The following is an 11,874-nucleotide window of genomic DNA, read 5'->3' as shown; positions in this document are numbered from 1 at the left end:
CCGCGCAGACGATGACGTCACTGCCCGGCTGTATGCGCGAGGTTACCGACTGCGGCCTGAGTTTTTTAAGTGACGTAAAATCGTGTTGAGGCCAACGCCCATAATGCGGGCGGTTGCCCGGCATCCAGCGCCATTCATGGCCATATCAATGATTTTCTGGTGCGTACCGGGTTGAGAGGCTGTGTATGTGAACTGTAACTGCCATGTTTTACGGCAGTGAGAGCAGAGATAGCGCTGATGTCCGGCAGTACTTTTACCGTTACGCACCACCCCGTCAGTAGCTGAACAGGAGGGACAGCTGATAGAAACAGAAGCCACTGGAGCACTTCAAAAACACCATCATACACTAAATCAGTAAGTTGGCAGCATCACCCTCTTAGGCTCATTAATGGGCCTTTGTATTATTAATTTATATTTCATTTTTGCTAAAAGTATTGTTGCAGCTTTTTATTTAACGTTTAATTATATATAAGTGATAACATTTTTCTAATTTTTTATTATATATATGGGTATATAAATCTTATAAGTTTTTATTAAAATTTGCATCCCAATCTCAGTAAGTGAATTTCGAGAGCTCTCTTAATTTCTTTTATTCTATAATCAAGATTTTTTTTGACTTTTAGTTCATTATTTATCCTATACTTGAGGAATCATAAGAGCTGCTCGTTTCCTATAATTGGAATCATTTGCCTAACCGCCGCATAGCTGAGCCTTATTACTACCGGTTCACTGAAGTAAACGTTAGCCTTATGTAATTTTGAGTTTAATAGCCCAGCCCTTGCAGTCCTGTGCCTTGCCGCTACTAGCGCCTTGGTTAAGTCGTTAAGTTCAAATAATCAGGGGCTTATCAGCCAGAAAAACCGCCTATCTGTACTCTGCCAGTATCAGGCTACTGAGCAATATCCTGACTTCATATAATTGGCGTTATACAAAGTCAGGATCCACAAAAGATCCTTGCAGGCAATTGACCTGCTCATCCTGCGTAAGGGTGTACATAAAACGGGCAGCGCTACGTGAATTCTGAGAAAAAAGCAGAGGGTTACCCCACCAGAATTCACGTAGCATCGTCTGTGCGTTTTGGGCTGAGACTTGCCCGGTTTTAGCGGATAAGTAGAGGCGACCGCTTCGAAAATTCTGGAAAGAAGCGATAGCGTTAAGCTTTGACAGTTTTTTATGACTACAGACGTTCTGTGACAATCTGTTACCAGCGACCAGATAAGTTGCGGAGCGGTGGCCGTGGCCGGGAGATTACAAACGGTATTTATGACTGGCAGCACCGACCTGCCTGCATGCCGAACAGCTATGCCTACAGGAGTCGTAGCGCGTCTGACCATCATATGCACACCGACCCTGGCCAGGAAGTTACGCCGTAACGTAAAACGGATACTTTAGGCTATGCCCTGGTATCTTATCTCTTCTCTGAATACTATCCACTGTAATCAGTAAATGCCGTTTTGCTGAGCGAATTTATACATTATCCAGCACGTCCTTTTCTGTGCATGGATTGATTTATCCATTATTTTCAGCGGTTAGCGTAAAAAGGTTTTTGAAATCATCATTGCGCTCTGCAACAAGCTTCCATCCACAGCGGTCAAAGAGCTGCTCCAGGCCAGCCACGCTCCCTGTAAGGCGCGCCATCAGTGGTTTTACCTGACGGCCTTCAGCGTCAAACGTCGCGGCCAGGCTGGTTTGCGAGACATAGACGCCGTTCAGACCGGGATTCAGCCTTGTTGCATGTTGTCCTGACCACTCCCTGTCAGTGAGCAACCGGTAAACCCAGCCCATATCTTTTGCGGCTTCCATTGCAAAGGTGAGGCGACCGAGAGCATTCTGTTCAGTAAGCGTGCCGGAACAGGACTGCCACAGATAGTCCAGCTTGCCGGCCAGCTGCGCTTTAACGCGGTACTGTCGACCCTGCTTCAGTAACCAGTCAATGTCTGGAGCGACATCACGAGAGAAGCGACGCTGCTTCTGAGCAGAAGCCAGCCAGCGCGTGAGAAAGAGATTTTCCTGAGCGGCAGAACATACGGTTCCGTCCTTTCGGGCCAGAGCCAGTGCGATAAGTGCGCACCAGGCCAGATGGCCAGACTTTTCTGTCAATGACACTGCAGATTTTCCCCGTAAAAGCACAGAGCGGTTATTTTAACGCAAACAGTTTCGAACATCTGATAAAAGTGGTTCCTCGCACAGCGCTTCTGCTGTCATGGTATTATATTCGTGTCATTTAATGAGTCAGCACGGATGAAGAAGAAAAACAGCACGCCCACGCCTCACGACGCGACTTTCAGGCAGTTTCTCACGCAGCCGGAGATTGCCCGGGACTTTATGGAGCTTCATCTCCCGGCAGAGCTGCGCGCGCTCTGCGACCTCAGCACCCTGAAGCTGGAATCTGGCTCTTTCGTAGAGGATGACCTGCGGCAGTACTTCAGCGACGTCCTTTACAGCCTGAAGACCACCGCCGGAGACGGCTACGTTCACGTGCTCATTGAGCACCAGTCTTCCCCGGACCGGCATATGGCTTTTCGCCTGCTGCGCTACGCCGTGGCCGCCATGCAGCGCCACCTCGAGGCCGGGCACAAGAAGCTGCCGCTGGTGATACCCGTGCTGTTCTATACCGGAAAACGCAGCCCGTATCCTTATTCCACCCGCTGGCTGGATGAGTTCGACGATCCGGCAGTCGCGGAGAAACTATACGGCGGCTCCTTTCCTCTGACAGACATCACCGTTATCCCGGATGATGACATCATGAATCATCGCAGCATGGCAGCGCTGACCTTACTGCAGAAGCACATACACCAGCGCGATGTGGCCACGCTGACCGACCGGCTGGCCACGCTGCTGATGGCGGACTATCTTTCTTCATCTCAGGTGGCGGTGCTGATACACTATTTATTGCAGGCGGGAGAGTCGGCCGACTCTGAAGCCTTCGTTCGCGAACTGGCACAGCGTGTGCCGCAACACGGAGACGCACTCATGACCATCGCACAGCAGCTCGAGCAGAAGGGCATTGAGAAAGGACGCATGGAAGGACGCCAGGAGGGGATCCAGCTTGGCGAGCAGCGAGGTATTGAAAAGGGCGAGCGCGAAGCAACTTTGAAAATTGCGCGAACCATGCTGCAGAATGGCCTTGACCAGAATATCGTCATGCAGATGACCGGCCTGACGGAAGAAGAGCTGGCGCAGATTCACCACTGAGCAGTCATGCCATTTCTGAGCGATCTTTTAGGTATCAAGATACGCCTTCTGATGCTCCCGGTTCGTTTCTGGAAGAGATATCTTAGAAATCACCCTCGCTGTCTTTTTCTTTCCAGCCTGGCAGGAATGTGATCAACGGTGATAACGAATCCGGCAACAGCAGTACGTTGCTGGACCCGGTACTGAGCGACAGCCGACATCGGATTGAATCGCCGGGCATAAAGGCATTGCTCTCTCAGCAAGCATATCCAGGCCAAACCTCTGCATTCAGCTATCATATGTGAAGCTCGCTTAACGTAGTTTATGTTAAATAAAGTATCGATTAAGAACCCACTGCACTGTCACCTGTTAATCATTACGTTGCTTATCGCTGGCCTGAGATCATGCTGGCCAGCGAACCTTTGGATATAATAAGACGCGAATATTAAATAAACTAAGTAGCGCCGTAAAGACAGTATTGTCGGTGGCAGCAATTTTTTCAAGCTTGAACAAAATTGAATCAATTTCATCCAGCAAAGCCTGATGAGGACAGGTTTGTAACAATTTCATTTTACGCTTTAGAAAAATCGTCAGCTCGTGAAACATTTGTCCACAATCAATTTCGTTATGCCGAAGTTCGATATGATGACGCTCATATAAGTCAAAGCAGTTTGCGCCTATCCAGGTTTCAGAAATGAGGTCTCCCCCAGCGACTAATTTTATTTCAGGATCCTGTTGTTTACGAGGCAATATAAAATTTACTCTGTCGATCATGCGCGCAATAAACTGCTGGCGTGTCAGTAAAGATGAAGAGTTTCGTTCTACTGCTTTTACAAAAATCAGGAGATCTTTGATTCCTGCGACTACCGCACGCCGTGCAGTCCAGGAAGGACGTTTGTTGCGGATAAGTGCAGAAAGAACGACAGCTATCATGATACCTATCAGAGAAGCTATTGCTGCATTAATAGTTGAAATCATATCAGGCTGATAATAATGGCTCAGGCCAATAAATCCAGGCAGTTGTATGACGATACTAAGGCCAATTAGATTGGTTGATTGTCTTGCCAGCAAAAGCCCCAGTAAGAAAAGGCCAGGCCATAAACAGATAATTAGTGCTTCCAGTGTAACGGCATGAGGAATAAAGAGGGCAATGTAAAAAAGGCTGACTAATAAGGCCAGGATGATGCCTTTAATGAAAAGCTTCATCGGTGTCACAGGTGAATCAGTATTTGCAAAAAAAGAGCTGATAATAGCAGCCATCAATGGTGCATTAGCACCATCGTGCCAGCCACTCCCTATCCAGAATAAACAGGAAGTAAATGTAGCCACAAAGGCAGTCACTGCTGACAGCACCTGTAAGCCTCTGTCTCTGTGTCGTGTATGCCGAGAGCTTTTGTAAGCTGTCATCTCACCATGAATGCTTAAGTCCGCCACGCGGTCACTGACATTAAGATAGGCTTCGCCAATGCGTATAAAATTGGCAAGCCTCTCTAAAACACCGGTAAAAAGTAGTGTCTCTTCCGTGCCTGCTTTTCCTTCTCGCCAGTTTTGCTGTAACTTCGTCTGCGCTTCCTCAATATTTAGTTTTGCATTAATACCGTCGCGAGCCATATCAAAATTAAGCCATAGAAGAAAGCTTTCAATCGCATGCTTAACGCTGTCTGGAAATGGAACCTGTAGTTCTGAAAGAAGACTGAGGCGGGCCTCAAGAGCCGTTAAGGTAGGAAGTAAATATGTCAGGTGTTTATACTGGATGCTGACAAGCCTGATAACATTTCTGGCGGCTTCTCCATCATAGATACAGTGTGTAAGCATCCCTTCCACACTCAATGGATAATTTGCCATTCTGACCTTTATCTCATTTCGCTCAGGCATTTGCTTTGCATGTACATTCCTTAAAAGATCGCTACAGAGATTTTGGGAGGTTTTATACCAGGCAATAATGCTCTTGTTCATTAAATCATGCATAGGAACAGGCATAATTAGCCGATGCACAAGTGTGCTGCATATTATACCAAGGGTAATTTCTTCTATACGTGAAATAACGGTGCTGGTAATGGCGTATGGAGTGCTGACCTCTGGGAACCCTATAACCGCAGCGCTGTATCCTGCCAGCATGAAAATGTAACTTCTGGGGGTTCTGTCGCTGAGAGAAAGATACAAACAGACAGCAACCCATAAGGATACACACAGACTAAACAGGACGGGTGACTGGACGGTTTCAGGGTAAAGCAGCCAGATAAATATGCCGCCAAGTAGCGTTCCTGCCAGGCGAAAGACTGACTTTGAGACAGTGGATGCTGCGTATAGCTGTGAGCAGACGAAAACGGTCGTCAGTGCCCATGCAGGCCTCTCAAAGTTAAGCAATAAAGCAATAGTTAATGCTGTAAAAGCAGCAAGAGATGTCTTGACTGAGAATAAAACCGCGCCTCTGGTAAAAAGCTTCATTTGTTGGACAAGCATTCCAGTATGACAAAGGGATCGGATAACACAGACGTACGACAAAGCTGCGCCTGTCTGTGAGCATATTTTTCAGGACTGATTACAGTTTCTCAGGGTTTGCGATGCAGAGAGCGCCAGCGTGCGGGAGGGATGCCGTAGCAGGCAGAAAAGACACGAGTAAAAGACTGCTGGTTTTCAAATCCAAAGTTCAGGGCAACACTGAGAATGGACTCATCACCAGTGCGCAGAATATTTGCAGCTCGCTGTATTTTCCGTTTTCTGACAAATTCAGCGATTGACATGCCAGTTTCCTCTCTGAAAATACGCTGCAGGTGCCATTTTGAGTAACCAGAAATTTTGGCTATGTCATCAACACTAATGTGACGGGTGACATGGCCTTCGATCCACACGATAAGCTCTTTTACTACTTGTTGATGCAATATATTCATATCAAAATCTCAGGATGATGTGCATACGAATCCATCATGAGGAAATGCGAGCGATCGGGTGTCGGAACTATTTGTTACCGGTAACATCTGAGGGCGCAGTGTTCCTGCAATATGGTTAAGTTTATGAGATAGTAACTATCCACTACGTTATATGACTAAAAGAACTTTACTCCTCTGTAACATTTCAGAATGTATCAGATCTCTACAGGATGTCATCCGACCCACCCCTGAATTTGCTCAACTCTACTGCTTCAAACCACTTCTTCTGACTTTATTGTATTCAGGAGAAGTGAACAGTCCAGGTTTCAAATAAAGGTATAGGTGGTAATTTTGTTGCCCGCAGGATCTCACAGGTAGGCAGCATAGGCCCCGGGTAAATGGTCTCTAGGACCAGGTTTTCCTTCATCGGTGCCATCATGAGCAAGGCCGGCACTATGGAAAGCATCAAGCATGTGTTACCCCTACTGCTGCGAGAAAATATGTCCGGATCGACTGCCGGCCTTTCAGGATAGGCTGACCGCGTTGCCTGATGCATGAAGCGCGTCCGCCAGGTCCTGTGCCAGCGCCGCCTCTGACTGCTTATCGCTGAGTGAGCCGGGCGTCAGGCGGATAGCGTGCAGCAGCTGAAGTCGACTCTGCCTGAAGGGGTGACGGTCGGAATCAGCGGCGATGCCAGCGCCGCAACAGGACTCAACGCCGGCTGCGAAGTATGGTACTCCGTCTGCGGCGGCCTGTTTCCGCACGCGGCAAAAGAAATCACCGACGCGGCGGCTCGGGCTGAACATGAGCGGGTCATACAGCTCAGCGATCGCCTGCAGTCGCTCTGGAGCCTGTTCCGTAAACACGGTGGCAGCATCCGCGTAATGGCCGCCGCCGCCGGCACCCTCGGGCTGACGGACACAGACTGCCTGCCCCGGCCTCTTCGTCCGCTTTCTGCCAGTGATATTGCAGACGTCGCCGCCGTTATCCGCAACCTTGCACTGAAATAAGGAACATGACGGCCGCCGCCGACAGGCTGATGCTGACGGACAGCAGCTGGCCACTGGCGGGCCAGTATCATTGTATTTGCTGTTTTTATCAGTATCGCAATGACAGGACAGACACTGGACTCTTTTCGCCCTTCGGAAAGCAACGAACGGGACAGGTCGGACTGAGTTAAGACAGCTTTTCACTGCAGTCAATAAAGGATGCTGATATAAAAATGGTTTGTTTCTGGCTGAGAATTTAGTTGTACATGTCAGACAGTATCCGCTTCTGGGACAAAGCAGACGTTAAAGCTCCGGTTATTTAAGGCTGGCGAGCAATGCGCAGCCAGCCCTGTATGCCGCGCAGCGGCATGAAGGCGCCAGCTGGTGCCACATATCACCCCGCAGCTGAACGGCGCCGGTAGCGCGGCGCAGCCGCCCCCTATCCTCCATATCCCGCAACCCCAACAACGCCCTGCCAGACGCTGTTGAAGCAGCGGCCTTTCAGGCGCACAGAAGCCAGACGGTCGCAGACGAAAGAAAGCATCCGCGGCACCCCCCACAGCGACACCCAATTAATTAGTTACAGCACCCATTAATCAGCCACACAAGTACCGGCCCTCCGGGCCGGGCGGCCAGGGCTGGTCAGTGGGGGCAACCGGGCTTCAGGTACGACGCCGGGGTTTTGCCGGAGAGGGGCGCGGGGGTTCAGGTCTGGTTCGGAGGGGGGTATATGGAAGTGTTTATGAATGATGTAACTAATATGCTGCCAACAACAGCTATTTTAGATTCAGAGCTATCTTCCACCTATCTACCCTTTCTACGAATAACACTGTCTTTTATGCCCAGTGATATCATCTGTTATGCCGGGTAGCGCGTTACATCTTCTTTCTATAGTGCTGTTCTGCACCCACCCCGCCCGACCATTCGGGAAAATTTTATTATGACCTGCATAGCCAAATGTGATTTAAGGTCAGCGTATTTATTTTATTACCTTCAAACTCGCTTTTATTTGCTAGCAGCATGGCCAGTTAATCGATGCGCTCGTCTCAAAAAGCTACTCATGCATATAATGTAAAAGGATAATTTATGGAAAATTCAGCTTTCAAAAGAGGAGCTCGTGCAGCTGGATTTTGGCTCAAAATATCCAAAAGCGCGAAGGTAGCTAATAGTACTTGTGTAGCCTGGGCCATAAGGCATGGATTACCCGCGTTCGTAGGGCGATTGCCGGTTCCAGTCACTAGTTTTGCAATTCTAGCTGTCGCATTACTGTGTGGATTTTTCATTGGAACCTTTTTGCTTCTTGGAGCAATTTTCCTTTATATGCTCAGTAACCTGGCAGTCACCAGTGTTTTGGATCGTGATGTAACAGAAGAACAAAGTGGTCATCACTATCGAGATGGTAATGATGGTTGTGGTATGTATAGCGTGCCACAAAACATTACTGTCACCTCGGCAAGAGTTGATCGCGATGAGGAGGATGTTTAGTAGGGGAATATTCCCCTACTAACATACAGAATCACAGCCTCGCTGCTTTCTTCGCGGTTTCTACAGCACTACTTCCTGCTTGTTGGACTTGGGACGTTCCGCTTTTAAATGCCCCATCTAGAGTCCCGCCTATACGTACTCCAGCCCAAGTGAGTGCCCCCATCCATACTGCCGGAAGCACAAGGAACATTGTCGCCATGACAAAATTCATGATCAGATCATCCGAACTGTTCTGGAAGCCAGCCATGTTAAAGCTGCTGTGCGTATAAGAGCTGTAAAGCGCGGTCAACAGCCAGCTGTCCAGCCAGCGCGCCAGTTCCCACCAGAACGTCAGGAAGTTCAGCGCGAACAAGACAAACGTGAGCTTAATAACCGTTTTAATTTCGTAGGCGGAAAACGCCAGGATAAGCGGCAAAATTACCACTATAGCCATCAGCAGAACGGCCTTAACCATAGGTAACGCCTGACGCATGGCATCAAATGCCGGAAACGCTGCCAGGCTGCCTAATGCGGCGCCGCCAATTGCGGCAACCCGGGCGACCGAGTTATCAAGCGTGAAATCTGCATTTCCTCCGTAGCCGGCGTACACATGACCTCCTTGCGATACAGTCAGACTCTCCGGACTGACCAGCCGGCGGATAATAGCCTCCTTATAGTCAGCATTATTACCGCCGATAATGGACACTGCAGCAGATAAACTTGTCCATAATCCCGGGTCGACCTGATCGACGACTCGTGCCTGCAACCCCGTATCTGCTTTACTCCACCACTCACTGCAGGTCGGATATCGCCGTTCATCATCGCCTGATATGCCTTTACTGCTGTCATAAGGCAAAGGTGCGAGTCTTGGCGCTGCCGCGGCCACCGTGTGAACAGCGGTAGCGTTTGTTGATAGCGGTGAATAGTTGAGCGAGCTTTGCGGGAATCGGCAGTTGAACTGATTCACTCATGCTTTTGGCTCAACCGGGAGAAGCTGAATAGTTGTCGGCTTGGTTGCCATGCTGCCATCAGATGATTTGTGGTCGATTTCCTGGCTGACTTTGTCGCCGTACTTTTTCGGTTTCATCCGAGCCAGCGCCCATTTGCGAGTGTCGATGCGCAGGCGGGCCTTACCTACCGCGGTGGCCTCTTCTGCAACGCTGTCGGCTATGTCGAAAATCTCCTCGAAAATGGCGTCGGCGCGGGTCTCGGTAGCTTTCGCATATTGGTCTCGAAATTCTTCGTGTTGAGCCAGCCAGCGGAAGACGGTCGCCTTGCCGGGCATGCCGGGGAGCTCACAAACTTTGCGCAGGCTTTCACCATCGGCAAGCAGTGAACAGATGTCAGCAGCCACCTCTGGTAGGTAATCAGAAGGGCGGCCAGATTTTGATTTGGTCGCCATAAAATTAACCTTAAAATTAGACTTTCATGCGTGAGGCAAACATATGACCCCGACAACAATCAACGCAATTGCAATCATCTTTGGTCTGGCCGGTTCGTTACTGATGTTTTTGAACGGGCATGTGCTCAAGCCTTACCCCGGAGGCATGTTTGCTCCGGATAACTATGAAGAAATTGTCGCGCAGATAGCCAAAGATAATAAACACATCGTCAGAATGCAGCGATTAGGCATGATGTGCCTGTCCATCAGTTTTGTACTTCAGGGTTTAGCGCTATACGCCTCTTCATAAATTGCTCGGCTCTGGCACATACTCTATCTTCAGCACGTCGTCAGGTGCCAGATATACCCACGCGCCATCTTCCTGAGCTATACCGATGAAGCCGTTTACGACTTCAGGCTGTGACCGGTTCATCAGGCCAACATGCGTTTCGCCAGATTTGGTGGTCACGGTGATGCGATAGGTGTCTGACATACTGGCTCCAATAAATAACCGCCCGGAGGCGGTTATCAGATGTCTTTGGCAGGATTAAGGAAGTCTTTATCATCATTGAATGGGTTTTTAATATTGCCCTCATACTCATCATCTTCCTCTTCATCATCCTGATAAGCTGGGCTTTCAGCATCATCAGGTAATGGCTCTACATAATCTGGATCAGGACGTTCTGACATATCTGCCTCCACCTTTTCCACGGGACAACTTAATTGTAGATAGAGAAAAATTAAGGCGACCATCCTTTACCAGTTATGTGAGTTAAGCGTAAAAAATCATCCCTTTTGATACTGACGATGTTCATAATAAGAGATAGCCTTGCCGTTTTCATTCATCACGTAAGCACCCTCGCCTTCTTTCAGGAAGAGGTTACTATCCATGCCAGATACAGCGATACTTTGCTGTAGTGGGTTGAACCCTACACTACTTCAATCTCTCCGTTGCGGTTTTCCGTTTATGGCATGGCCAGCACAGCGCCTGGAGATTATTGTCTTCATCCGTACCGCTATGTGCTTTCGGGGTGATGTGGTCAACCATTGATGCCGGGATCGGCTTCCCGTTCCTCTGGCACCCCTGGCAGATGTGGCGATCACGCTTTAAAATGCGCGCGTATTACATCCTACTTGCTTCCGTAGCCGCGCTGATGCCTGTTCTGGCCTCGCTGATGTGCCATCCTTCGTTGCGATGGTCATCGCAATAGGCTGAACGGTCAGTCGTCGTCTCACCGTATCCGAGCTTTCGGCATGCGCGAGGAATTGCTGATGGCATACCGGCTCCAATAAAAAACCGCCCGGAGGCGGTTAGATTACTCTTTTATACTTTTTGGGGTTATCAAAGCACTGAGGACATGGGTTAGCACCAGGTTGCCACATTCGGGATACTTTTACTGCGTCCCGCTCATGATAAAACGTCCCTAAGAATTGTCGGCGTCCTCTCAAGGGAAGCGAAACGCACTCTTCGGAATAAACATGAATCTTTGTTTTATGCTCGTTTAGTTGCTCAATGTGGCTTTGTTGAATAAATCGAACTTTTGCTGAGCTGAAGGATCAGGTCACGCATCTTCCCGACAACGCAGACCGTTCCGTGGCAAAGCAAAAGTTCAAAATCACCGGCTGGCCCACCTACAACAAAGCCCTCATCAACCGTGGCTCCATAACTTTCTGGCTGGACGATGAAGCGATTCAGTCCTGGTATGAGTCGGCAACGCCTTCATCACGAGGAAGACCTCAGCGCTATTCTGATCTCGCCATCACCACCGTCTGGTCATTAAACGCGTATTCGGGCTGACCCTGCGGGCAGCACAGGGTTTTATTGATTCCATTTTTACACTGATGAATGTTCCGTTGCGCTGCCCGGAGTACACCCGTGTCAGTAAGCGGGCAAAGTCGGTTAATGTCAGTTTCAAAACGTTCACCCGGGGTGAAATCGCGCATCTGGTGATTGACTCCACCGGGCTGAAGGTCTTTGGTGAAGGCGAACGGAAAG

9 protein-coding genes and 7 pseudogenes are annotated in these 11,874 nt (G+C 49.1%); 5 read left to right on the top strand and 11 right to left on the bottom strand.

Annotated features, from left to right (window positions below; all coding sequences use genetic code 11):
• Both JS46_RS23710 and JS46_RS22085 read right to left on the bottom strand, forming a co-directional pair.
• Positions 1-318, bottom strand: a pseudogene (locus JS46_RS23710) (IS1-like element IS1A family transposase); the annotation flags it as partial.
• A gap of 1,191 nt (positions 319-1,509) precedes the next feature.
• On the bottom strand, positions 1,510-2,106 hold the full coding sequence (locus JS46_RS22085) for a DUF2913 family protein (RefSeq protein ID WP_033755875.1): 597 nt from the start codon (positions 2,104-2,106) through the stop codon (positions 1,510-1,512).
• 135 nt (positions 2,107-2,241) lie between these two features.
• On the opposite strand from JS46_RS22085, the gene JS46_RS22080 reads away from it, so the two are divergent.
• A complete protein-coding gene (locus JS46_RS22080) occupies positions 2,242-3,195 on the top strand; it encodes an Rpn family recombination-promoting nuclease/putative transposase (RefSeq protein WP_033755874.1) in 954 nt (317 codons plus the stop codon).
• Between the two features lie 381 nt (positions 3,196-3,576).
• Here JS46_RS22080 and JS46_RS22075 read toward each other — a convergent pair whose 3' ends face one another.
• The 3 genes and pseudogenes from JS46_RS22075 to JS46_RS23705 form a co-directional block, all read right to left on the bottom strand.
• A complete protein-coding gene (locus tag JS46_RS22075) occupies positions 3,577-5,622 on the bottom strand; it encodes an FUSC family protein (RefSeq protein ID WP_033755873.1) in 2,046 nt (681 codons plus the stop codon).
• A 104-nt stretch (positions 5,623-5,726) separates the two neighbouring features.
• Positions 5,727-6,065, bottom strand: coding sequence for a helix-turn-helix domain-containing protein (locus JS46_RS22070; protein ID WP_033755871.1), 339 nt, complete (start codon positions 6,063-6,065; stop codon positions 5,727-5,729).
• A 347-nt stretch (positions 6,066-6,412) separates the two neighbouring features.
• Positions 6,413-6,514, bottom strand: a pseudogene (locus JS46_RS23705) (VOC family protein); the annotation flags it as partial.
• A gap of 186 nt (positions 6,515-6,700) precedes the next feature.
• Here JS46_RS23705 and JS46_RS22065 point away from each other — a divergent pair.
• Together JS46_RS22065 and JS46_RS23960 are read left to right on the top strand one after the other, a co-directional pair.
• A pseudogene (locus JS46_RS22065) lies at positions 6,701-7,054 on the top strand (dihydrodipicolinate synthase family protein); the annotation flags it as partial.
• 1,065 nt (positions 7,055-8,119) lie between these two features.
• The gene (locus JS46_RS23960; RefSeq protein ID WP_075203150.1) at positions 8,120-8,518 is read left to right on the top strand and encodes a hypothetical protein; all 399 of its coding nucleotides are present in this window, start codon (positions 8,120-8,122) and stop codon (positions 8,516-8,518) included.
• A gap of 31 nt (positions 8,519-8,549) precedes the next feature.
• Here JS46_RS23960 and JS46_RS22060 read toward each other — a convergent pair.
• The 3 genes and pseudogenes from JS46_RS22060 to JS46_RS22055 all read right to left on the bottom strand — a co-directional run.
• Positions 8,550-9,308: pseudogene (locus tag JS46_RS22060) on the bottom strand (conjugal transfer protein TraG N-terminal domain-containing protein); the annotation flags it as partial.
• Positions 9,305-9,468 (bottom strand): annotated as a pseudogene (locus JS46_RS24685) (PBSX family phage terminase large subunit); the annotation flags it as partial. The pseudogenes JS46_RS24685 and JS46_RS22060, both read right to left, overlap by 4 nt.
• Positions 9,465-9,899: a hypothetical protein gene (locus JS46_RS22055; RefSeq protein ID WP_033755869.1), complete on the bottom strand. Its 435-nt coding sequence runs from the start codon at positions 9,897-9,899 to the stop codon at positions 9,465-9,467. The pseudogene JS46_RS24685 and the gene JS46_RS22055, both read right to left, overlap by 4 nt.
• A gap of 43 nt (positions 9,900-9,942) precedes the next feature.
• On the opposite strand from JS46_RS22055, the gene JS46_RS22050 reads away from it, so the two are divergent.
• Positions 9,943-10,188, top strand: coding sequence for a hypothetical protein (locus JS46_RS22050; RefSeq protein ID WP_033755867.1), 246 nt, complete (start codon positions 9,943-9,945; stop codon positions 10,186-10,188).
• Here the strand turns inward: JS46_RS22050 and JS46_RS22045 are convergent.
• The 3 genes and pseudogenes from JS46_RS22045 to JS46_RS23700 all read right to left on the bottom strand — a co-directional run bounded on the left by JS46_RS22045 (position 10,183) and on the right by JS46_RS23700 (position 11,157).
• Positions 10,183-10,371, bottom strand: a complete 189-nt coding sequence (locus tag JS46_RS22045; RefSeq protein WP_033755865.1) for a hypothetical protein — start codon at positions 10,369-10,371, stop codon at positions 10,183-10,185. The two genes, JS46_RS22050 and JS46_RS22045, sit on opposite strands and share 6 nt — an antisense overlap.
• 35 nt (positions 10,372-10,406) lie before the next feature.
• Positions 10,407-10,568, bottom strand: a complete 162-nt coding sequence (locus JS46_RS24485; RefSeq protein WP_200879051.1) for a hypothetical protein — start codon at positions 10,566-10,568, stop codon at positions 10,407-10,409.
• Positions 10,569-10,812: 244 nt separating this feature from the next.
• Positions 10,813-11,157 (bottom strand): annotated as a pseudogene (locus JS46_RS23700) (HNH endonuclease).
• Positions 11,158-11,427: 270 nt separating this feature from the next.
• On the opposite strand from JS46_RS23700, the pseudogene JS46_RS23695 reads away from it, so the two are divergent.
• Positions 11,428-11,874: pseudogene (locus JS46_RS23695) on the top strand (IS5 family transposase); the annotation flags it as partial.

This window comes from Pantoea sp. NGS-ED-1003 (assembly GCF_000738765.1).
Lineage (GTDB): Bacteria > Pseudomonadota > Gammaproteobacteria > Enterobacterales > Enterobacteriaceae > Pantoea > Pantoea septica.
This window is presented reverse-complemented; position numbering and strand designations above follow the sequence as displayed.